The sequence below is a fragment of the Bradyrhizobium sp. SZCCT0231 genome (assembly GCF_018130245.1).
GTDB classification, from domain to species: Bacteria; Pseudomonadota; Alphaproteobacteria; order Rhizobiales; family Xanthobacteraceae; genus Bradyrhizobium; species Bradyrhizobium japonicum_F.
Genome location: NZ_JAFCKP010000001.1, coordinates 1,407,588 through 1,428,690, shown reverse-complemented (window position 1 = coordinate 1,428,690; position 21,103 = coordinate 1,407,588). Strand labels below are relative to the sequence as shown.

The window sequence follows — 21,103 nt, the reverse complement described above, 5'->3', positions numbered from 1 at the left end:
GAGCGGATAAGGCTTGGTTCATACAATTCTTACGAGAATGCCCCGCATTCCCCACGGTCAGCGAAACCATTTGGTCGGCAATGACTTGGTACCGTGTGCTTGCTTTGAAAACACGGAACTTTGCGATGGCTGGGCCTTTTGCCGATGACAGCGAACAGATTGACCGGCGCACCAGCCGCTCGATTTGCGACGCCATAGGCGAGCGGCTCCAGCAGAGCCTCCGGCCCGAACCTCGCCTCCCGGCATATCTCGAGCAGCTCCTCAATGAATTGAGGCAGCGCGAGCACGAACCGCATTGAGCATGATCCGGACCCGAAGGGCCGCGCCAGCGCAAAGTGCGAAGCGGTTTTCCGGCGCGACAAACGCAGAACGCGTTTGCGCGGAGATCATGCTCAAACAATAATCTGACGGAAAAACGGGTTGCGTTCGGCGCGCCTTGCGGTGACAAGGCCGCATGCTCTCCATCACCGACCTCTCCATCCGCCTCGCCGGACGCCTGTTGATCGACCAGAGTTCCGTGCAGATCACGCCGGGATCACGCGTCGGCCTGGTCGGGCGCAACGGCACCGGCAAGTCGACCCTGTTCAAGGTGATCCGCGGCGAGCTCGCGGCCGAGCACGGTTCGGTGACCCTGCCGCCGCGCTGGCGCATCGGCAGCCTGGCGCAGGAAGCGCCGAACGGCCCCGAAAGCCTGATCTCGGTCGTGCTCAAGGCCGACCTCGAACGCGACGCGCTGCTCACTGAGGCCGAGCACGCGACCGATCCGCACCGGATCGCCGAGATCCAGACCCGGCTGGTCGACATCGACGCACATTCGGCGCCGAGCCGTGCCGCCGCGATCCTCTCCGGCCTCGGCTTTTCCGCCGCCGATCAGCTCCGCCCCTGCGCCGAGTTCTCCGGCGGCTGGCGCATGCGCGTCGCGCTCGCCGCGACGCTGTTCGCGGCCCCCGACCTTCTGCTGCTCGACGAGCCCACCAACTATCTCGACCTCGAAGGCACGCTGTGGCTGGAGGATCACCTCGCGCATTATCCGCGCACGGTGATCGTGATCAGCCACGACCGCGACCTCCTGGAAAGCTCGGTCGACCAGATCCTGCATCTGGAGCGCGGCAAGCTTACGCTCTACAAGGGCACCTACTCCTCGTTCGAGGAGCAGCGCGCCGCGCGCGAATTGCTCGATGCCAAGCAGCTCAAGCGCCAGGAGGCCGAACGTGCGCGCCTGCAGGCCTTCGTCGACCGCTTCAAGGCCAAGGCCTCCAAGGCGCGCCAGGCGCAGTCTCGCGTGAAGATGCTGGAGCGGTTGAAGCCGATCACGGCGCTGGTCACCGAGGACGTGCGCGAGATCAGCTTTCCCGCGCCGGAGAAGATCCTGTCGCCGCCGATCATCGCCGTCGACAACGCCTCGGTCGGCTACGATCCGGCCAGCCCCGTGCTGAGCCGCGTCACCCTGCGCATCGACAATGACGACCGCATCGCGTTGCTAGGCGCCAACGGCAACGGCAAATCGACACTGGTGAAACTGCTCGCGGGACGTCTTGCGCCGTTCTCGGGCAAGGTGACGCGCGCCGACAAGCTGTCGATCGCCTATTTCGCGCAGCACCAGCTCGACGAGCTCAACGAGGACGCCTCCGCCTACGACCACGTCCGCAAGCTGATGGGCGACGCGCCCGAAGCCAGGGTGCGGGCGCGCGCCGGCGCGATCGGCTTCTCCGGCAAGGCCGCCGACACCAAGGCCGGCAAATTGTCCGGCGGCGAGAAGGCGCGGCTGCTGCTGGGGCTAGCGACTTTCTTCGGCCCCAACATGATCATCCTGGACGAGCCCACCAACCATCTCGACATCGACAGCCGCGCCGCCCTTGCGGAAGCGATCAACGAGTTTCCCGGCGCCGTGATCATGGTCTCGCACGACCGTTACCTGATCGAGGCTTGCGCCGAGCGGCTCTGGATCGTCGCCGACCGCACCGTGACCAATTACGACGGCGATCTCGACGAGTACCGCCGCCTGGTGCTGTCCGCGCGCAACGCGGAAGCCCCGCGCGAGCGCAATGTGCCGAGCGAGAAGCCGCAACGTCCAAGAGCGGACAATCGCGGCTCGCTGAAGAAGCGCATCGCGGAAGCCGAAGCCGAGATCGCCCGCGTCAGCGAGATCATCGCCAAGATCGACACCGCGCTCGCCCTGCCCGACATTTTTGCGCGCGATCCCAAGCAGGCCGCGCAATTGTCGAAAGCGCGCGCCAATGCCGCCGACGCGCTGGTGCGCGCGGAGGAGCAATGGCTGGAGGCGAGCACGCAGTTCGATGAGGCGGCGGGGTAGCGCCGCAACCGCAAGGCCCCCATCAAAACGCGCAAAACAACCCCATGCACAGTACCGGCATTATAATACCCATGGATTAGCCATTGAGCGAGCTGCTCTTTGCCCGCTCAATCGGCATCCCTTCGCATGGCAATGAGGCCGGGACGACTCAGTCCGCGTATTGCCCGGCCGCCTTGATGATCGGTGCCCAGCGGTCGATCTCACTCGTCAGCATCGTGCCCAGCGCCTCGGGCGTCGCCTTGTCCTGCGGGACCGGCTCGGTGTTGATGTCGTTGAACCGGGCAATCAGCGCGGGATCCTTGAGCGCGGTCTGCAGCGCCGCCGTCAGCTTCTGAACGACCGCCGGCGGTGTGCCCTTGGGCGCATAGATGCCGTGCCAGACGCCGAGCTCGAAACCCTTGAGGCCGGCCTCGTCGGCCGTCGGCAGATCGGGCAGGCTCTTCAGCCGCTCCTTGGTGGTGATCGCGTAGGCCTTGACCTGCTTGGCCGTGATCGGCCCGGTGGTGTTGGTGGCCTGATCGCAGGTGAGATCGATCTGCTTGCCGAGCAGATCGTTCATGATGGGACCGTTGCCCTTGTAGGGCACCGTGGTCAGCTGCTTCTGGATCGCCGTCATGAACAGCATGCCGCATAGATGTGAGGCGGCGCCGAGCCCCGCATTGGCGTAAGTCAGCTTGTCGCCCTGCTGCTGGGCGTAGGCGACCAGTTCCTTGAGCGTGGCAGCCGGGAAATCCGGACGCGCGATGATGGTCATCGGCGCGTTGGTCACGAGCCCGATCGGCGCAAAGGCCGTCTTGGTGTCATAGCTGAGATTGCGGTAGAGCGTCGCGGCGGTCGAGATGCCGACATGATGGATCAGCAGCGTGTACCCGTCCGGCTGGGCGCGCGCGGCGCGGGTCGTGCCGATGGTGCCGCCGGCGCCGGTCGCGTTCTCGACGATGACCTGCTGTCCCAGGGATTTCGCCATGCCGGCCGCCGTCAGGCGCGCGATGGTATCGGTCGGCCCGCCGGCGGCGAACGGCACCAGCATGGTGATGGTTCTCGACGGATAGTCCTGGGCGAACGCCGCGCCAAACGGCAAGAGCAGAGCCGATACGAGGGCAATCAAGAACCGCATAGTTTCCTCCAGATTGTTGTTCCCACCATCAAAGCGCATTCCGGGCCGCGCGGCCATCACGAAAGCGACTTCATCGGGAACATTGCAGCGGTCGATGGCGCACCGATGCCGACCACATCGCATTCGGTGTGACCTTGCCACTCGCCCAAGCGCTACGTCTGCGCCTCGGTTTCGCTTTCGAGCTTCATCCGCAGGGCCGCGACGATGCGATGAACCGTTTGCAGATCCTTGACCGCAAGCCCTTCCGAAAGCCTGTTGACCCACGGCATCTGCAAAGCCATGGCGGCATCGAAAGCGCGCCGCCCCTTGTCGGTCAGGATAACAAGCTGCGCTCGGCGGTGATGCGGGTTGGCCTCGAAAGCAACGAGGCCTTCTGCATGGAGGTCATTGACGATCCGCTGCACGTTTTGGCGATTGCCCCCCAGATCGCGTGCAAGCCAGGCCACCGGCTGGGGCCGCTCCGCGTGCACGATGGCGCCGAGAATCTGCCAGCGGGCGCTGGTGAGCCCGAGCCGGGCCACCAAGCGGTCCCCTGCGGTCAAGAGCAGGCTGTTCAGCCGGAACAAGTCAAGCATCAGATCGGTCAGAGCATCGCCGGCCGGCGTTCGTTGGGATTTCCGCATCCGTCACCATAAACAATTATTGACATCATGATGTCAAATTACTAGATTGCCGATAGTACCATATTGACATCATAAAACCATCTCGACGGAGTTCGTCATGGCGCACCTACGCCCACTGGACCCTGACTTTCCCATCGAACGTCAGCTCGGCATCGAGACCAGCCCTGTGGTGCTGGTGAACCTGTTCACGCTCGACAAGGCCGACGAACAAAGCTTTCTCAAGATCTGGCAAGACGATGCCGCCTTCATGAAGCAGCAGCCGGGCTTCATCTCCACCCAGCTTCACCGAGCAATTGGCGAAAGCCCCGCGTATCTGAACTATGCGGTTTGGGAATCGACGGCCCACTTCCGGGCTGCATTCACGCATCCTGAATTCAGGTCGAAGATCTCGGCCTATCCCTCATCCGCCGTCGCCTCGCCGCACCTGTTCGAGAAAGTCGCGGTGCCCGGCATTTGCGTCGCGTAGCTCGCTTCGAAAACGGCAGACCCGATGACCAAGATCATCCACTCAGTCGCGGGAGCGGTCGCACTGACGACCATTGCGACCTTCTGGCTTTCCACGGCTCTCACCGAGCTATTTGCGTCGCACGAGACCATAGCCATGGTGAAGACCGCTATACCGTGGGGTTTCCTGTTGCTTATTCCGATGCTTGCGGCGACGGGAGGTTCAGGATTCTTCCTGGCAAAGGAGCGGCGCGCCGGCCTGATCGGTGCGAAGATCAAACGTATGCCGCTCATCGCCGGCAACGGCATCCTGGTTCTGATTCCCGCCGCGTTGTTTCTTGCCTCCAAGGCGAAGGCCGCGGAGTTCGACACCACGTTCTACGCGGTGCAGACTCTCGAACTGGTCGCCGGAGTAACGAACATCGTTCTGCTCGGTCTCAATATGCGCGACGGCTTCAAGATGAAGGGCCGTTTCCGCGTTCGCCAGCCTGATCGCTTCAACACCAAGCCGATCCTCTGAGCGTGCCGCCAACCCGGCTTTTGATCGGGTCCGCCCCGCACATGTCCGGGATCTGCGGCGCAGCGATCCCCGCCTACGCGTGCTTCTTCTTCGGCTTCGCCGTCCTCGGCATCGGCTGCGGGTCCGGATTGCCTTCGATCGAGGACAGACGTCCGGACGTGAAGGTGTAGATGCCGGCGCGCGGACCGGTCGTCCAGGTGACGACGGCGACGCGGCGGCCGATGGCGTCATTGGAGAGATTGACGTTCGAGGGCGCGCCGATGCCGCGCACCACATCGCATTCGGTATGGCCGAGCGCGACCGTGCCGCCCGTCGGAGCGGGCGCCGTCGTCGAGGCATTGGCGTCAGCCGGCCCGGGAGGCGGCGCCATGCCGGGACAGGCGCCGTCGGCGCTGACGAGATCCTCGGCGCGCACCGGCTTGTCGGGGGTCAGCGGCGGGGATTCGATCGAGATGTTCTTGATGAACAGCCGGCTGGGCGTGTTGAACCATTCTGCGTCCTTCGACAGCAGATCGGTCCCCGAGCAGCCCGCGAGCAGCGGTGCTACGGCGGCCAACGCAATCATGAGCGAGCCGGGAAGCTTTTGATGTCGCACGATAAACTAATTCCCCGCGTGAAGGACCAGCCCTAAGCGATTGTCCCAACATCCCTTTGCGGCACGAAGGTGGCCAAAGCCAGCATCGCCCGAAAAGTGCAAATTATCATTAACTGCGATGAACGGCTAATTGCGCTTCTGCCACCGGCCACGCTCATCGGCCTGCCAATAGGTGACATCAAATCCCTTCGCCTTGCAATCCGTCCAGGCCGTGCGGGCGAGCGCAAGCGCATCGGGATCGTCGCCGTTGAACAGCAGCACCATGCGCTCATAGCCCTGTGCGTCCTCCGGCAGCGCGGCGCTGTCGACCAGGAAGCGGACATTGGCACCGTTGGGATTGCCCTCCTCGATAGCCAGCACGATCGGCTGATCGGCGGCATCGTTCACCCGCCATGTCGCGTGCGGCAGGAAGGAATCGTCGCGATAGGTCCACAAATGCGCGTCGAGCGCATCGGCGCGCTCCTCCGAGGTCGACTGCACCACGACGCGCCAGCCGCGCTCGAGCGATTTCTCGAGAAGCGGCGGCAACACGTTCTCTACCGTCATGTTTTGCAGATGGTAGAACAGCACTTCAGTCATGTCGGATCATTTGCGCTCGTAATGGTCGGAGACCAGGCGGTCGAGCAGGCGGACGCCGTAGCCGCTTCCCCAGCTCTGGTTGATGTCGGTCTTCGGCGCGCCCATCGCGGTGCCGGCGATGTCGAGATGCGCCCAGGGCGTGCCGTCGACGAAGCGCTGCAGGAATTGCGCTGCGGTGATCGAGCCGCCATGGCGGCCGCCGGTGTTCTTCATGTCGGCAAACTGGGAATCGATCAGCTTGTCGTATTCGGGGCCGAGCGGCATCCGCCAGACCTTCTCCCCGCTCTCGACGCCGGCCGTGAGCAGCCGGTCGGCAAGCTCGTCGTTGTTGGAGAACATGCCGGCATGCTCGGTGCCGAGCGCCACCATGATCGCGCCGGTCAGCGTCGCCAGATCCACCATGAATTTCGGCTTCACCTTCTTGGCGACGTACCAGAGCACATCGGCCAGCACGAGGCGGCCCTCCGCGTCGGTATTGATGATCTCGATGGTCTGGCCGGACATCGAGGTGACGATGTCGCCCGGCCGCTGCGCGTTGCCGTCGGGCATGTTCTCGACGAGGCCGATGGCGCCGACCGCGTTGACCTTCGCCTTGCGCGCGGCGAGCGCATGCATCAGGCCGACGACGCAGGCCGCACCTCCCATGTCGCCCTTCATGTCCTCCATGCTGCCGGCCGGCTTGATCGAGATGCCGCCGGTGTCGAAACAGACGCCCTTGCCGACGAAGGCGACCGGTGCCTCGCCCTTCTTAGCCCCGTCCCAGCGCATGATCACGGTGCGGCTCGGCCGCGCCGAGCCCTGACCGACGCCGAGCAGCGCGCCCATGCCGAGCTTCTGCATCGCCCTGACGTCGAGCACCTCGACCTTGACCCCGAGCTTGCGGAGCTGACCGGCGCGACGCGCGAATTCCTCGGGGAAGAGCACGTTCGGCGGCTCGTTGACGAGGTCGCGCGCAATGACCACGCCGTCGATGACGTGGCCGGCCGAGGCAAACGCCTTCTTCGCAGCACCAGCATCGCCGACCGCAAGCGAGACGTCGGCGCGCAAGCCGTTCTCCTCGCCATCCTTCTTCTTGGTCTTGTAGCGGTCGAACTTGTAGGTGCGTAAGCGAAGGCCGGAGGCGAGCGCAACCGCCTGCTCGCTCGTCATGGCGCCACCGGGCAGCTCCGCCATGACGGTCATGGCGCTGGTGCCGGCGGGCAGCTTGCTCGCGGCCACCCCGCCGAATTTGAGGAAATCGTTCGCCTTCAGGCCGGTCGCCTTGCCGGCGCCGATCACGATCAGCCGGGTCGCCTTCACGCTTTCCGGCGCCAGAATGTCCAGCGCGGCCCCGCTTTTGCCTTTGAAGGCGGCGGCGGCCGCCGCGCGCTTCACGATGTCGACAGCGCCGCCCAGCGCCTTGGCCGTCGCCGGACCGAGCTTCAGGCCATCGTCGCAGAACACGACCAGGATGCCACGGGAGGCGGCAGACAACGGGACAAAGCCGACCTTGATGGCATCGGACATGGATAACTCCTCCAAAACATGGGGTTTTTCGTCGTTCGGAAGTTCCAGCTACGAACCGGAGCTGAACGGCGATTCACTGAGGCTTCCCCCACTATGGGCCAGCGGCCGGCCCGATGCCAAGCGCCGCCGTGGCCGCGAGGCCACAACGACCGAAATATTAACCATATATTGAGGGTGCCATGGGGCAGCCATTTTGTTGACGGATCAAAGGGATGGTAGTGAGAGAATGAACCGCTGGAAGAGCTGTTGGCCGACCTTGGGGATCCCCTGACGGGGGATTGGTTGGACCGCCGGAATTCTGGCCGACATTGGGGACTTGGTGGGTACGTGCGGTAGCGCATGGGGTCGATCGATAGGTATATCTTCCGCACGACGCTGGCGTCGTTTGCGCTGGTCCTGGTCAGCCTCACCGGCGTGATCTGGATTACGCAGGCGTTGCGCGGCATCGACCTGATGACGAGCCAGGGTCAGACCATCCTCACCTTCCTCGGCATCACCAGCCTCGTGATCCCGGCCCTGGTCCTGATCATCTCGCCGATCGCGCTGATGATCGCGATCTCGCACACGCTGAACAAGCTCGCGACCGATTCCGAGATCATCGTGATGAATGCCGCCGGCTTCTCGCCGTTCCGGCTGTTCTATCCGTTCTTCTACGCCACCTGCGTGGTGGCGCTGCTGGTCGCCTTCATCGCGGCCTATCTCGCTCCCGACGGCATGCGGCGCATCAAGCAGTGGGACGCCGAGATCACCGCCGACGTGCTGACCAACATCCTGCAGCCCGGCCGCTTCGCCCAGCTCGACAGGAACCTGACGATCCGGATCCGCGAGCGCCTGCCCGGCGGCATCCTCGCCGGCATCTTCATCGACGACCGCCGCGATCCGAACGAGCGCGTCTCGATCGTCGCCGAGCACGGCGAGGTCGTGAAGAACGAGACCGGCTCGTTCCTGGTGCTGGAGACCGGCAATCTCCAGCGCTTCGAGGCGGGCAAGCGCGATCCCGCGCTGGTGGCGTTCGGCCGCTACGGCTTCGACATGTCGAAGTTCTCGGGCCAGGGCCGCGACGTCACCCTCGGCATCCGCGAGCGCTATCTCTGGGAGCTGTTCTCGCCGGCCGAGGACGATCCCGTCTATAAGCAGATTCCCGGCCAATTCCGCTCAGCCCTGCATGATAGCCTGTTGGCACCGGTCTATCCCTTTGCCTTTGCCGTGCTGACCTTCGCCTTCCTGGGTGCGCCCCGCACCACCCGCCAGAGCCGCAACTTCTCGATCGCCTCCTCGATCATTGCGGTGTTCGGCCTGCGCATGGCCGGCTTCGCCTGCTCGGTGATGGCGGTGAAATCGCCGGGCGCGGTGCTGGTCCAATATGCGATGGTCGTGGGCGCCATCGGCATCGGGCTGTGGATGATCATCGGTGGCGTCGTGGTCGAGCCGCCTCCTGGCCTGATGGAGGCCATCAACAGGTCGAACGCACGGATCGCGCGGCTGTTCGGACGTCCGGCCACCGCATGAGCATGCTCACCAATACGCTCGGGCGCTATTTCGCCGGCCGCTTCGTGGTCGCGGCGCTCGGCGTCTTCGGCGGCATATTCCTGCTGCTGGTGCTGGTCGACTACATCGAGATGGTGCGCAAGACCTCGGGGCTCGCATCCGCTTCCGCGATCATGGTGGCCGAGACCTCGCTGTTCCGGGTGCCGCAGCTCTTGGAGAAGCTGACGCCGTTCTGCATGCTGATCGGGGCGATGACCTGCTATCTCGCCCTCTCCCGCCGGCTCGAGCTCGTGGTGGCGCGCGCTGCCGGCATCTCCGCCTGGCAGTTCATCTCGCCGGCGCTCGGCAGCGCGCTGCTGATCGGGGTGATCGCCACCGTCGCCTACAATCCGATGTCCGCCAATTTGCGCGAGCTGTCCAAGCGCATGGAAGCCGAGCTGTTCGGCTCGGCGCCCGGCGGCGGCATCCAGGACGCCTCCGGCTTCTGGCTCAATCAGCTCACCAGCGACGGCCAGACCATCATCAATGCGGCGCGGAGCGAGCAGCAGGGCATCCGGCTCACGGGACTGACACTGTTCCGGTTCGACCCGGACCAGCACTTCAAGGAGCGGGTCGAGGCGCGCGAGGCGACGCTCGAGGCCGGCCGCTGGCTGTTTAAGGGCGTCCGCCGCTTCTCGCTGGACGCACCGCCGATCGACCAGGCCAGCCTGGAGATTCCGACCACGCTGACCGAGGCGCAGGTCCGCAACAGCTTTTCCACACCCGAGACTGTGTCCTTTTGGCAACTACCGAGCTACATCCGCTCTTCCGAAAGCTCGGGCTTCGCGACAGCCGGATACCGACTCCAGTATCAGAAGCTTCTGGCACAGCCGTTTTTGCTCGCAGCCATGGTGATGCTCGCGGCCTCCGTGTCGTTGCGCTTCTTCCGGATGGGCGGCGTGCAAAAGATGGTTTTGAGTGGCGTGGGCGCAGGCTTTCTGCTCTACGTTCTGTCGAAAGTAACTGAGGATTTGAGCAAGGCTGAGTTGATGCATCCGATCGCTGCGGCGTGGTTGCCCGTTGTAGTGGGCGGCCTCACCGGCTTTTTGGCCTTGCTCTATCAGGAGGACGGTTAGTGACTGCCGTCCAACGAGGGCTCGTGTCTCGTTTGACGCGGCGCACGTTGGTGCGCGCGAACGGGTGCGGCTGGTCCGTCCGCAGGATTCTGCTCGCTGTCGCCGCTGCCGCCTCGCTCGGCGGGCTGATCGACGTTGCCGCAGTCGCGCCCGCCTCCGCCCAGTACACCTATAATCCGCTGCCGCCGCGTCCGAAGCCGCCGAAGGCCGCCAACGACAACCAGATGCTGGTTCAGGCGACCGAGGTCGACTACGACTACAACAATTCGCGCGTCTCCGCGGTCGGTAACGTCCAGCTGTTCTACAACGGCACCAGCGTCGAGGCCGACCGGGTCATCTACGACCAGAAGACCAAGCGGCTGCATGCCGAAGGCAACATCCGCATGACGGATGCCGACGGCAAGATCACCTATGCCGAGATCATGGATCTCTCCGACGATTACCGCGACGGTTTCGTCGATTCGCTGCGCGTGGACACCGCCGACCAGACCCGCATGGCCGCGAGCCGCGCCGACCGCTCCAGCGGCAACTACACGGTGTTCGAGAACGGCGTCTACACCGCCTGCGCGCCGTGTAAGGACGATCCGAAGAAGCCGCCGCTGTGGCAGGTCAAGGGTGCACGCATCATCCACGACCAGCAGGAGAAGATGCTGTATTTCGAGACGGCGCAGCTCGAATTCTTCGGCGTGCCGCTCGCCTACATGCCCTATTTCTCGACCCCCGACCCGACCGTGAAGCGCAAGTCCGGCTTCCTGATGCCTGGCTACTTCCCGGGCACGACGAACACGGGCTTCGGCGCCGAAGTTCCCTATTATTGGGCGATCGCGCCCGACATGGACGCAACCATCACCCCCCGCTTCATGACGCGGCAAGGGGTCATGCTGCAGGGCGAATTCCGCCAGCGCCTGATCGACGGCGCCTACCAGATCCGTGCTTATGGCATCGACCAGCTCGATCCCGGAGCATTTGCCGGACAGCCCGGCGACCGCCAGTTCCGCGGCGCCGTCGACACCAAGGGTCAGTTCGCGCTGAACGACAAATGGGTCTGGGGCTGGGACGGCGTCCTGATGTCCGACTACTATTTCTTCTCGGACTACCGGCTCTATCAGTACCGTGATCCGCTCGGCTCGTTCCTGTTGCTGCCGACGGAAGCGCTGTCGCAGCTCTATCTGACCGGCGTCGGCAACCGCAGCTTCTTCGATGCGCGCACGATGTACTGGCTGAGCTATTCGGGCAACCAGAGCCAGGTGCCGATCGTCTATCCGGTGATCGACTACTCCAACGTGCTCAACTATCCCGTGTTCGGCGGCGAGTTCAGCTACAAGACCAATTTCGTGAACCTGTCGCGTGACGATGCGGTGTTCGATCCGATCACGACAGTCGCCAACACCAACGGCCTGTGCACCACGGCGTCGGCCGATCCGCTGGCGCGTATGCCGTCGCAGTGCCTGCTGCGCGGCTTCCCGGGCACTTACACGCGCCTCACGGCGGAAGCGCAGTGGCGCAAATCCTTCACCGATCCGTTCGGCCAGATCTGGACGCCGTTCGCGAGCCTGCGCGCCGACGCGATCAACTCCTCGGTCTCCAACCAGCCCGGCGTGTCGAACTACCTGCCCGTCGGCGACACCCAGGCGTTCCGCCTGATGCCGACCGTAGGCCTGGAGTACCGCTATCCGTTCATCAACATCCAGCCCTGGGGCTCGACCACCGTCGAGCCGATCGCGCAGATCATCATCCGCCCGAACGAGACCTATGCCGGCAAGCTGCCGAACGAGGACGCCCAGAGCCTGGTGTTCGACGCCTCGAACCTGTTCAGCGTGGACAAGTTCTCCGGCTACGACCGCGTCGAGGGCGGCGGCCGCGCCAATGTCGGCGTGCAGTCCACGACGCAGTTCGACAGGGGCGGCGCCGTCAAGGTGCTGTTCGGCCAATCCTACCAACTGTTCGGCCTGAACTCCTTCGCGGTCCAGGACACCATCAATACCGGCCTGGATTCCGGTCTGGACAAGCCGCGCTCCGATTACGTCGCGGGCGCCAGCTACTCGCCCAACAGCACCTACACGTTCAGCGTCCGCTCCCGCATGGACGAGCAGACCTGGAACGTGCAGCGCTTCGAGGCCGAAGGCCGCGCCAACTTCAATCGCTGGTCGGTCGCCGTGCTGTACGGCAATTACGCAGCCCAGCCGGAGCTCGGCTATCTGACGCGCCGCGAGGGCATCCTGACCTCGGGCTCGATCAAGATCGCGACCAACTGGGTGGTCTCGGGCTCGGCGCGCTGGGACCTCGAGGCCAACAAGATCAACCAGTATGTGCTCGGTGCCGGCTATGTCGACGATTGCTTCGTGCTGGCGGCGAACTATGTAACTTCGTATAGCTATTCCGCGGGCACCGCACCGCCCACGCTGAGCCACGCGTTCATGTTCCAAATCGGCCTGCGCACGCTGGCGACCTCGTCGACGACCAGCGGTTCCTCCGGCCTCCAGTGAACGGTTTGAAGTGCCGGCCGCGCTTGCCCCATCACGACGCGGTTGACATGCGAGCGACATCATGACGACCCCATTGCCTGTCTTCCGCCTCCTTCTCGCCATCGGTGCCGGGCTGATGCTGACCGCGCTGCCCTCGCCGTCGCGCGCGCAGAACATCGCCGTCATGGTCAATGGCGATCCGATCACCGATTTCGACATCGAGCAGCGCTCCAAGCTCGACCAGCTGACGACGCAGAAGACCCCGAGCCGGCAGGAGGTCATCAACGAGCTGATCGACGACAAGGTGAAGCTCAAGGAAGGCAAGAAGTACGGCGTCGATCCCGGCATCTCCGACGTCAACCAGTCCTATGAAGGCATGGCGCAGCGCATGCGCATCACGCCGGATCAGCTCACCAAGTCGCTCGAATCCAAGGGCGTCCGCCCCGAGACGCTGAAGGGCCGCATGAAGGCCGAGATGGTCTGGACCAGCCTCGTGCGCGGCCGCTTCAAGGAGAAGCTGCTGGTCGGCGAGCGCGACGTCGCGCAGGCCGTGCAGGCCCAGACCGGCGACAAGCTCCAGATCGAGGGCACCGAATACAAGATGCAGCCGATCGTGCTGATCGTGCCGCGCGGCTCGTCCGCGGCGTTCGTGGAGACACGGAAGAAGGAAGCCGAGACCTATCGCTCGCGCGTCGGAAGCTGCGAGGAAGCCAACTCGCTGTTCCGCTCGACGCCGAACGCCACCATCCGCGACAGCGTCACCAAGACCACCGCGGAACTGCCCGAGCCGCTGCGCAAGGTGCTCGACGACACGCCGATCGGCCACCTGACGGCGCCCGAGGTGACCAAGGCGGGCATCGAGATGGTGGTGCTGTGCTCGCGCAAGCCGACCATGATCGACACGCCGAAGAAGCGCGAGGTTCGCGAGAAGATGTATCAGGAGAAGTACGAGAAGACGCAGAAGGCCTATCTCGACGAGCTCCGCAAGGCGGCGATGATCGAATATCGCAACCGCTGATGGCCAAGCCTTCCGCAGCGCGCCCGGCAAAACCCCTCGCCCTGACCCTGGGAGAGCCCGCCGGCATCGGCCCCGACATCACGATCGCAGCCTGGCTCAGGCGCCGCGAGCTGAACCTGCCCGCCTTCTACCTGCTCGGCGACGAGGCGCTGATCGCGCGCCGCGCCAAGGCGCTCGGCGCCGACATCGGGATCGCCGCGGTCAGCCCCGGTGAGGCCGCGTCCGCCTTCACCGATGCCCTGCCCGTGGTCGCGACCGGCGAGCGCGCGAGCGCCGAGCCCGGCAAGCCCGACGCATCCAGCGCGCCGGCCGCGCTCGCCTCGATCCGTCAGGCGGTCATCGACGTGCGCACAGGCCGCGCCGGCGCCGTCGTCACCAACCCGATCGCCAAGAGCGTGCTCTACCGCGCCGGCTTCCGCCATCCCGGCCACACCGAATTCCTCGCCGAGCTTGCCGCGGAGAACGGCCGCGTGCCGCAGCCGGTGATGATGCTGTGGTCGCCACAGCTCGCCGTGGTGCCCGTGACCATTCACGTCTCGATGCGCGATGCGCTGGGAGAGCTCACCAGCGAGCTGATCGTCTCGACCGTCCGCATCGTCGCCGCCGAACTGAAGTCCCGCTTCGGCATCGCAAAGCCGCGCATCGCGATCTCCGGCCTCAATCCGCATGCCGGCGAGGATGGATCGCTCGGCCACGAGGAGCAGACAATCATCGCCCCGGCGCTGAAAGTGCTGCGCAATGACGGCATCGAGGCCAGGGGCCCGCTGCCCGCCGACACCATGTTCCACGAGGCCGCGCGACAGACCTATGACTGCGCGGTCTGCATGTATCACGACCAGGCGCTGATCCCGATCAAGACGGTCGCCTTCGACGACGCCGTCAACGTCACGCTCGGCCTGCCCTTCATCCGCACCTCGCCCGATCACGGTACCGCCTTCGACATCGCCGGGACGGGTAAGGCCAATCCGGCGAGCCTGATCGCGGCGCTGCAGCTTGCAAGCCGCATGGCGGCTGCAACAAGCTGATGAGCGCGATCGACGACCTCCCGCCGCTGCGCGAGGTCATTCGCCAGCATGCGCTGTCGGCCAGGAAATCGCTCGGCCAGAATTTCCTGCTCGATCTCAATCTCACCGCGCGCATCGCGCGCGCGGCCGCGCCGCTCGAGGACTCCACCATCGTCGAGATCGGCCCCGGCCCGGGCGGGCTGACGCGGGCGCTGCTCGCGCTCGGCGCCCGCCGCGTCATCGCCATCGAGCACGACGAGCGGGCGATCCCGGCCTTGCAAGATATTTCCGCGCGCTATCCTGACAGGCTGGAGATCGTGCATGGCGATGCCATGACCTTCGACCCGCGCCCGCTGCTCGCGGGCGAACGCGCAAAGATCGTCGCCAACCTGCCCTACAACATCGCGACCCAGCTTCTCATCAACTGGCTCACCATCGAGCCCTGGCCGCCCTGGTACGAGATGATGGTCCTGATGTTCCAGCGCGAGGTCGGCGAGCGCATCGTCGCGCGCGAGGACGAGGAGGCCTATGGCCGGCTCGGCGTGCTCGCCAACTGGCGCTGCGAGACCAAGATCCTGTTCGACATTGCGCCGTCCGCCTTCGTGCCGCCGCCGAAGGTCACCTCCTCCGTCGTGCGCCTCAAGCCGCGCGCAGAGCCGCTCCCCTGCGATCGCAGGCTGCTCGAGCAGGTCGCGGCCGCCGCGTTCGGCCAGCGCCGCAAGATGCTGCGGCAAAGCCTGAAGTCGCTGGGCGTCGATCCCGCGCGACTTGCCGCGGCCGCCGGCGTCGATGCGACGCGGCGCGCGGAGACCATTCCGATTTCCGGCTTTGTTGCCATGGCCTGCGAATTGGCCAATATACGAAACGAAGCAGAGCGATAATTTCGGAGGAAAGAATATGGCGCTGATGCGCAGGCAGTCCCTGGTCAAGTTCGACGCGCCGTTGTGCGAGACCATCGTCGACACGCCGAAGCCGCAAGGACGCGAAGTGCTGGTGCGCATCGAGCGCTGCGGCCTCTGCCATTCCGACCTGCACATCCAGGACGGCTATGCCGATCTCGGCGGCGGCAAGAAGCTCGACACCACGCGCGGCATGACGCTGCCCTTCACGCTCGGCCACGAGATCGCGGGCGTCGTCGACGAAGTCGGCCCCGATGTAGAAACCGGCCTCGTCGGCGCCAAGAAGGCCGTGTTTCCGTGGATCGGCTGCGGCCAGTGCCGCGACTGCGCCAATGGCGACGAGAACCTCTGCATCAAGCAGCGCTTCCTCGGCGTCTCCATCGACGGCGGCTTCGCCAGCCACGTGCTGGTGCCCGACGCGAAATACCTGCTCGACTACGATCCCCTTCCCGTCAACCAGGCCGCGACCTTGATGTGCTCCGGCGTCACCGCCTATGGCGCGCTCAAGCGCCTGGTCGACCGTCCGCGCCAGCGCAACCTCTTGCTGATCGGCCTCGGCGGCGTCGGCATGATGGGCCTGTCGTTCGCGCAGGCGATGTTCAAGCAGCCGATCACGGTCGCCGACCTTTCACCGGCCGCGCGCGAGACCGCGCTCAAGAATGGCGCCGCCGTCGCCTACGATCCGGCCGAGCCTGATGTCATCAAGCGCATCCTCAAGGAGACCGAAGGCGGCTTCGACGAGATCGTCGATTTCGCCGGCAACGAGAAGTCGATGGCGTTCGCGGTCGCGGTCGCCGCGCGCGGCGGCAAGATCGTGGTGTCCGGCCTGATGGGCGGCCAGTTCACGCTGCCGATGGTGCAATGGGTCTACAAGCGCATGACCATCGAAGGTTTCATGGTCGGCACGCTGGCCGAGGCCCACGAGCTGATGGCGCTCGCACGCACCGGCAAGATCAAGCCGACGCCGATGCGCGAGGAGCCGATGGGCGACGTGCAGAAATGGATCGACGAGCTTCGCGCCGGCAAGGTCGTCGGCCGCATCGTGCTGAAGAACTGATCCACGCCAGCGGCGGGCCCGACGCAAGTCTCGCCCGCCGCACGGAACGCCTGCGGCCGCGCCGCGTTGGCAGCGTATGTCGATCCGATGCACCGTTGAAAGCGCATTCTTCATCGCCTGGAGCTGCCTGGAGAGGAGCGGCGAGCTCGTCGGCCAGCCTGACGAGAGCGCGAATTTCCTGCTCGACGCCATCGAAGCCCAGATTCGAGCCGGCGAACGCCGGCAGTTGATGCTCGCCAACAGAGCGATCGACGCTTACCGCGCGCATGCGGCGAACAACCCATCCGCGCATGACTGCGAAGCGCGCTTCGGGTGACGATATCGACGCCGGGCGCTGTCGTTGGTGATGGCCTCGCGAAAGGTCGCGGCATCGCGTAGCGTCTCGCGCCAGGCGATACGGCAAGATCGCGCCACGTCTCCATGACCTGGTCAGCCAAATTTCCCGGCGGCTACCGGTGAGAAGCATTGACAAGTTCCAGCCCGCAGTGATGGTGGTTCCATTACTGAGGGGGGACGCAACCGGGCTGACGCGAGCTGCCCGAATTGCTCGCGTCCGCGGAAGGCTGGTGAGATGTCGTTTGCGACGCTCGGTGCCCGGCCAAGAGGGGCACTGGGAATGTCGCAGGGAGCGAGGGCTCTGAGCCGAAGCGCGAAACGCGGTCGAATCAGCATCACATCATTGGCCGCGCTTGCACTGTCCCTCGCGACATTGACATGGACGGCAACGACACAAGTGCAGGCGCAGAGCTGGAACGGCGCGACACCGGACTGGTTCACCGCCGGCAACTGGACACCCAGCGGCGTCCCGACCAACGCCACCAACGCGTTCATCGACACCACCTCGCCCAATGCCGCCATCATCTCGTCCGGCAATGCGCAGGCGCAGAGCGCCATCGTCGGCGTTTCTGCGACCGGAGCCCTGACCATCCAGAACGGGGGAACGCTGTCCAATGCGGGCGGTGCTCTCGGCCTCAATCTCGGCTCGACCGGCACGGTCACGGTTGACGGCGCGGGCTCGTCCTGGAGCAACTCCGCCGACCTCTCCGTCGGCTATTCCGGCGCCGGCACGCTGACGATCCAGAGCGGCGGCGCGGTGAGCAACCAGTCCGGGCGTGTCGGCCGCGTTGCCGGTTCGAGCGGCACCGTGACGGTCGATGGCGCGGGCTCGTCCTGGACCAACAACATCGCGCTCTGGGTCGGCAATTCCGGCACGGGGACGCTGACGGTCCGGAACGGCGGCACCGCGAGCAATGGCGCCGACGGGTATATCGGCGCCAATGCCGGCGCCACCGGCACGGTGACCGTCGACGGCGCCGGCTCGTCCTGGACCGATGCCGGCAATCTTTTTGTCGGCCAGACCGGCATCGGCACGCTGATGGTCAGCAACGGGGGCACTGTGAGCAACGGTGCCAACGGGTATATCGGCGCCAACTCCGGCGCGACCGGCACGGTGACCGTCACCGGCACAGGCTCATCATGGACCAATGCCGGCACGGTTGCGGTCGGCGAATCCGGCACCGGCACGCTGACGATCGCCAATGGCGGCACGGTCAGCAATTCGACCGCGGTGATCGGCACCAATGCCGGCGCGACCGGCACCGTGACCGTCACCGGTGCCGGCTCATCCTGGAGCAATGCAGGCGACCTGACCGTCGGCCAGGACGGCACCGGCACACTGACGATCGCGAGCGGCGGCGTGGTGAGCAACGCGGTCGGAGCTATCGGCGCCAATGCCGGCGCGACCGGCACCGTGACGATTAGCGGCGCCGGTTCGTCCTGGACCAATTCCAGCATCCTCTATGTCGGCCAGACCGGCACCGGCACGCTGACGATCTCGGGCGGTGGCGCGGTGAGCAGCTTGATCGGGCTTATCGGCGCCGATTTCTTCACGACCGGCACAGTAACGGTCACCGGCACCGGATCGTCCTGGGCCAACTCCCTCAATCTCGATGTCGGCCAAGACGGCACCGGCGTGCTGACGATCGCCAATGGCGCCGTCGTCTCGGCTTCCAACGTGACGGTTGGCTATTGGCCCCTGTCCAAGGGAACGCTGAATATCGGTGCCGCGTCCGGCCAGACCGCTGTTGCGCCTGGCACGCTGAACACAGCGATCGTCAGGTTCAGGAGCGGCATCGGCAGCAGCATCGTGTTCAATCACACCTCCTCGAACTACGTCTTTGCGCCGGTCATTCAAAGCAGCGTCGCCAATGGCTCCGTCATTGTCGAGGCCGGCACGACCATCTTCACCGCCGCCAGCACCTACACCGGCGCGACCACAATCAACGGCGGCACGCTTGCGGTGAACGGCTCGATCGTGTCGAGCCCGACGGTGAACAGTGGCGGCACGCTGTCAGGCACCGGCACGGTCGGATCGGTGACCGTGAACAGCGGCGGCATGCTCAGGCCAGGCTCTAGCGTGGCCGGCTCGGCGCTGACCATTTCCGGCAGCCTCGCCATGCAGTCAGGGGCGCTCTATCTCGTGCAGGTCGGCTCGGTGTCGGCCACGCACGCCAATGTCACGGGCACGGCGACGCTCACCGGCGCCGACGTGCAGGTGACGGTGGCTTCGGGCGGCACGATCGCAAAACAGTCCACCATCCTGCACGCGGCCGGCGGTTTCGGCGGCACTACCTTCGCAAGCGCCAGCGCGACGAATTTCGTCGCCAGCCTGAGCTACACGCCGACCGACGTGCTGCTCGATCTCTCGGCCGCGCTCGGCGCCGGCACCGGGCTGAACGTGAACCAGCAGAACGTCGCCGATACGCTCAACAACGCCTTCAACAATGGTGGCGCACTGCCGGCGAATTTCGCCGCAATCTTCGGCCTCACCGGCAGCAATCTTCGCACCGCGCTGTCGCAGCTGTCCGGCGAACCCGCGACCGGCGCGCAGCAGGGCGCCTTCCAGTTCATGGGCCAGTTCATGGAATTGATGCTCGACCCGTCTGTCGGCGGGCGCGACGCCGCGAGCGGCGCCGGAGATCAGGCGTTCGGCTTCGCACCGGAGCGCGCAGCCTTGCCCGACGACATCGCCCTCGCCTATGCCAAGGCGACGAAGACGCCGCTCGACAAAGCTCAGCCCGCGTTCGAGCCGCGCTGGAGCGTGTGGGGCAGCGGCTTCGGCGGCACCAGCAAGACCGGCGGCGATGCAGTTATCGGCAGCAACGATCTCGCCGCCCGAACCGCGGGCGGCGCTGCGGGGCTCGACTATCACCTGACTCGCGACGCGACCGTCGGCTTTGCGCTCGCCGGTGGCGGCACCCGCTGGGATCTCGCGCAAGGCCTCGGCGGCGGCAAGAGCGACGCCTTCCAGGGCGGCGTCTATGCGGCCGTGCGCTCCGGGCCGGCCTATGTCGCGGCTTCGCTGGTGGCGGCCAATCACTGGATGTCGACCGACCGCTTCGCCGCCTTCGGCGACCATCTCGCCGCCAGCTTCAATGCGCAGAGTTATGGCGGGCGCATCGAAGGCGGCTATCGCATCGCGACGCCGCTCGTCGCCATCACGCCTTACGCAGCGCTGCAGGCGCAGAGCTTCCGCACGCCGGCCTATAGCGAGACCGATCTCACCGGCGGCGGTTTTGGTCTTGCCTACAACGCCCGCAGCGCGACCGACACGCGCGGCGAACTCGGCGCCCGCTTCGACCGCGCCATGCTGGTTGCGCCCGGCACCGCGTTGACGCTGCGCGGCCGTCTCGCCTTCGCGCATGACTGGGTCAGCAATCCCGCACTGTCGGCAGTGTTCCAGACGCTGCCGGGCGCGAGCTTCGTCGTCAACGGCGCAGCGCCCGCGAAAGACACCGCGCTCGTCTCCACCGGGGCCGATCTGCACCTCGCGCGCGGCATCACGCTCTCGGCCAAATTCGACGGCGCGTTCGCCGACCGCGCACAGACCTACACGGGCACCGGCACGCTGCGTTACCGCTGGTAAGCTCGCGGCTCGTGGGGTGATGGGGATTCACACCCATGTCCCGTAGGATGGGTCGAGTCCTTGCGAAACCCATCACCTCCCCTATCGTCTTTCGCCATTTTCATGGGTGTCCACGGAATAATCGCCCGCCCAATCCATCGGGTGACTTCCAAGTCTCGCGTGGCGATGAAACGCGACGATGCCCAGTCGCACACCCGCGTGACGAGGCGATGCTTGACGGGATTGATTTGTACACATGTCAGGACGAAGTCGTCTTCGTCCTGACGAGATGGGTTTCGCAAGGGCTCAACCCATCCTACGAATTCGCAATGACGGCGGGGCGAGAGCGTCAGCTCTCGTGCCCCGGACGCAGCGCAGCGCCCCTTGGCGGCGGTGCGCTGCAGAGCCGGGGCCCATGCCGCAAACGGATTCCAGCGCGCTGGGTCCCGGCTCTC

Annotated in this window: 17 protein-coding genes; 12 read left to right on the top strand and 5 right to left on the bottom strand. The window is 65.4% G+C overall.

All coding sequences use genetic code 11. The annotated features are described in order from the left end of the window. Window positions 1-454: 454 nt before the first annotated feature. Window positions 455-2,314, top strand: coding sequence for an ABC-F family ATP-binding cassette domain-containing protein (locus JQ566_RS06485; RefSeq protein WP_212371104.1), 1,860 nt, complete (start codon window positions 455-457; stop codon window positions 2,312-2,314). A gap of 148 nt (window positions 2,315-2,462) precedes the next feature. On the opposite strand, the gene JQ566_RS06480 is transcribed toward JQ566_RS06485, so the two are convergent. Together JQ566_RS06480 and JQ566_RS06475 are read right to left on the bottom strand one after the other, a co-directional pair. Then, window positions 2,463-3,431 (bottom strand): tripartite tricarboxylate transporter substrate-binding protein, encoded by a 969-nt coding sequence (locus tag JQ566_RS06480; protein WP_212371102.1) that lies wholly within the window; start codon window positions 3,429-3,431, stop codon window positions 2,463-2,465. A 152-nt stretch (window positions 3,432-3,583) separates the two neighbouring features. Then, window positions 3,584-4,054 (bottom strand): MarR family winged helix-turn-helix transcriptional regulator, encoded by a 471-nt coding sequence (locus tag JQ566_RS06475; protein ID WP_212371100.1) that lies wholly within the window; start codon window positions 4,052-4,054, stop codon window positions 3,584-3,586. A 97-nt stretch (window positions 4,055-4,151) separates the two neighbouring features. Between JQ566_RS06475 and JQ566_RS06470 the strand changes: the two genes are divergently transcribed. Both JQ566_RS06470 and JQ566_RS06465 read left to right on the top strand, forming a co-directional pair. Then, a complete protein-coding gene (locus JQ566_RS06470; protein WP_212371098.1) occupies window positions 4,152-4,520 on the top strand; it encodes an antibiotic biosynthesis monooxygenase family protein in 369 nt (122 codons plus the stop codon). A 24-nt stretch (window positions 4,521-4,544) separates the two neighbouring features. Beyond that, on the top strand, window positions 4,545-5,018 hold the full coding sequence (locus tag JQ566_RS06465; protein WP_212371096.1) for a hypothetical protein: 474 nt from the start codon (window positions 4,545-4,547) through the stop codon (window positions 5,016-5,018). 73 nt (window positions 5,019-5,091) lie between these two features. On the opposite strand, the gene JQ566_RS06460 is transcribed toward JQ566_RS06465, so the two are convergent. From JQ566_RS06460 to JQ566_RS06450, 3 genes are all read right to left on the bottom strand, one after another. Next, window positions 5,092-5,574 (bottom strand): hypothetical protein, encoded by a 483-nt coding sequence (locus JQ566_RS06460; RefSeq protein ID WP_212371517.1) that lies wholly within the window; start codon window positions 5,572-5,574, stop codon window positions 5,092-5,094. A gap of 165 nt (window positions 5,575-5,739) precedes the next feature. Then, window positions 5,740-6,192 carry a DNA polymerase III subunit chi gene (locus tag JQ566_RS06455; RefSeq protein WP_212371094.1) on the bottom strand — a complete coding sequence of 151 codons (453 nt, stop codon included), beginning with the start codon at window positions 6,190-6,192 and terminating at the stop codon, window positions 5,740-5,742. Between the two features lie 6 nt (window positions 6,193-6,198). After that, window positions 6,199-7,698 (bottom strand): leucyl aminopeptidase, encoded by a 1,500-nt coding sequence (locus JQ566_RS06450; RefSeq protein ID WP_212371092.1) that lies wholly within the window; start codon window positions 7,696-7,698, stop codon window positions 6,199-6,201. A 339-nt stretch (window positions 7,699-8,037) separates the two neighbouring features. Between JQ566_RS06450 and lptF the strand changes: the two genes are divergently transcribed. The 9 genes from lptF to JQ566_RS06405 all read left to right on the top strand — a co-directional run bounded on the left by lptF (window position 8,038) and on the right by JQ566_RS06405 (window position 20,669). Next, complete coding sequence (gene lptF / locus JQ566_RS06445; protein WP_212371091.1) at window positions 8,038-9,207, top strand: LPS export ABC transporter permease LptF; 1,170 nt, start codon at window positions 8,038-8,040, stop codon at window positions 9,205-9,207. Continuing rightward, the gene (gene lptG / locus JQ566_RS06440; RefSeq protein ID WP_212371089.1) at window positions 9,204-10,301 is read left to right on the top strand and encodes an LPS export ABC transporter permease LptG; all 1,098 of its coding nucleotides are present in this window, start codon (window positions 9,204-9,206) and stop codon (window positions 10,299-10,301) included. The genes lptF and lptG overlap by 4 nt, the downstream gene beginning before the upstream one ends. Next, a complete protein-coding gene (locus tag JQ566_RS06435; RefSeq protein WP_212371087.1) occupies window positions 10,301-12,787 on the top strand; it encodes an LPS-assembly protein LptD in 2,487 nt (828 codons plus the stop codon). Before lptG ends, JQ566_RS06435 begins: the two co-directional genes overlap by 1 nt. A 61-nt stretch (window positions 12,788-12,848) precedes the next feature. Further along, window positions 12,849-13,784: a peptidylprolyl isomerase gene (locus JQ566_RS06430; protein ID WP_212371085.1), complete on the top strand. Its 936-nt coding sequence runs from the start codon at window positions 12,849-12,851 to the stop codon at window positions 13,782-13,784. Next, window positions 13,784-14,809, top strand: a complete 1,026-nt coding sequence (pdxA, locus tag JQ566_RS06425; RefSeq protein WP_212371083.1) for a 4-hydroxythreonine-4-phosphate dehydrogenase PdxA — start codon at window positions 13,784-13,786, stop codon at window positions 14,807-14,809. The genes JQ566_RS06430 and pdxA overlap by 1 nt, the downstream gene beginning before the upstream one ends. Further along, the gene (gene rsmA / locus JQ566_RS06420) at window positions 14,809-15,669 is read left to right on the top strand and encodes a 16S rRNA (adenine(1518)-N(6)/adenine(1519)-N(6))-dimethyltransferase RsmA (RefSeq protein ID WP_212371081.1); all 861 of its coding nucleotides are present in this window, start codon (window positions 14,809-14,811) and stop codon (window positions 15,667-15,669) included. Before pdxA ends, rsmA begins: the two co-directional genes overlap by 1 nt. Before the next feature lie 16 nt (window positions 15,670-15,685). After that, on the top strand, window positions 15,686-16,744 hold the full coding sequence (locus JQ566_RS06415) for an alcohol dehydrogenase (protein ID WP_212371079.1): 1,059 nt from the start codon (window positions 15,686-15,688) through the stop codon (window positions 16,742-16,744). A 76-nt stretch (window positions 16,745-16,820) separates the two neighbouring features. Continuing rightward, window positions 16,821-17,060: a hypothetical protein gene (locus tag JQ566_RS06410; protein ID WP_212371077.1), complete on the top strand. Its 240-nt coding sequence runs from the start codon at window positions 16,821-16,823 to the stop codon at window positions 17,058-17,060. Between the two features lie 363 nt (window positions 17,061-17,423). Continuing rightward, window positions 17,424-20,669 carry an autotransporter domain-containing protein gene (locus JQ566_RS06405; protein ID WP_212371075.1) on the top strand — a complete coding sequence of 1,082 codons (3,246 nt, stop codon included), beginning with the start codon at window positions 17,424-17,426 and terminating at the stop codon, window positions 20,667-20,669. Window positions 20,670-21,103: the final 434 nt, after the last annotated feature.

Excerpts from the sequence above, each read along its gene's own strand:
- JQ566_RS06485 (WP_212371104.1), top strand. The coding sequence starts at position 455 with ATGCTCTCCATCACCGACCTCTCCATCCGCCTCGCCGGACGCCTGTTG.
- rsmA (WP_212371081.1), top strand. The coding sequence starts at position 14,809 with ATGAGCGCGATCGACGACCTCCCGCCGCTGCGCGAGGTCATTCGCCAG.
- JQ566_RS06450 (WP_212371092.1), bottom strand. The coding sequence starts at position 7,698 with ATGTCCGATGCCATCAAGGTCGGCTTTGTCCCGTTGTCTGCCGCCTCC.
- JQ566_RS06430 (WP_212371085.1), top strand. The coding sequence starts at position 12,849 with ATGACGACCCCATTGCCTGTCTTCCGCCTCCTTCTCGCCATCGGTGCC.
- JQ566_RS06475 (WP_212371100.1), bottom strand. The coding sequence starts at position 4,054 with ATGCGGAAATCCCAACGAACGCCGGCCGGCGATGCTCTGACCGATCTG.
- JQ566_RS06470 (WP_212371098.1), top strand. The coding sequence starts at position 4,152 with ATGGCGCACCTACGCCCACTGGACCCTGACTTTCCCATCGAACGTCAG.
- JQ566_RS06455 (WP_212371094.1), bottom strand. The coding sequence starts at position 6,192 with ATGACTGAAGTGCTGTTCTACCATCTGCAAAACATGACGGTAGAGAAC.
- JQ566_RS06480 (WP_212371102.1), bottom strand. The coding sequence starts at position 3,431 with ATGCGGTTCTTGATTGCCCTCGTATCGGCTCTGCTCTTGCCGTTTGGC.
- JQ566_RS06415 (WP_212371079.1), top strand. The coding sequence starts at position 15,686 with ATGGCGCTGATGCGCAGGCAGTCCCTGGTCAAGTTCGACGCGCCGTTG.
- JQ566_RS06410 (WP_212371077.1), top strand. The coding sequence starts at position 16,821 with ATGTCGATCCGATGCACCGTTGAAAGCGCATTCTTCATCGCCTGGAGC.
- pdxA (WP_212371083.1), top strand. The coding sequence starts at position 13,784 with ATGGCCAAGCCTTCCGCAGCGCGCCCGGCAAAACCCCTCGCCCTGACC.
- lptG (WP_212371089.1), top strand. The coding sequence starts at position 9,204 with ATGAGCATGCTCACCAATACGCTCGGGCGCTATTTCGCCGGCCGCTTC.
- JQ566_RS06465 (WP_212371096.1), top strand. The coding sequence starts at position 4,545 with ATGACCAAGATCATCCACTCAGTCGCGGGAGCGGTCGCACTGACGACC.
- lptF (WP_212371091.1), top strand. The coding sequence starts at position 8,038 with ATGGGGTCGATCGATAGGTATATCTTCCGCACGACGCTGGCGTCGTTT.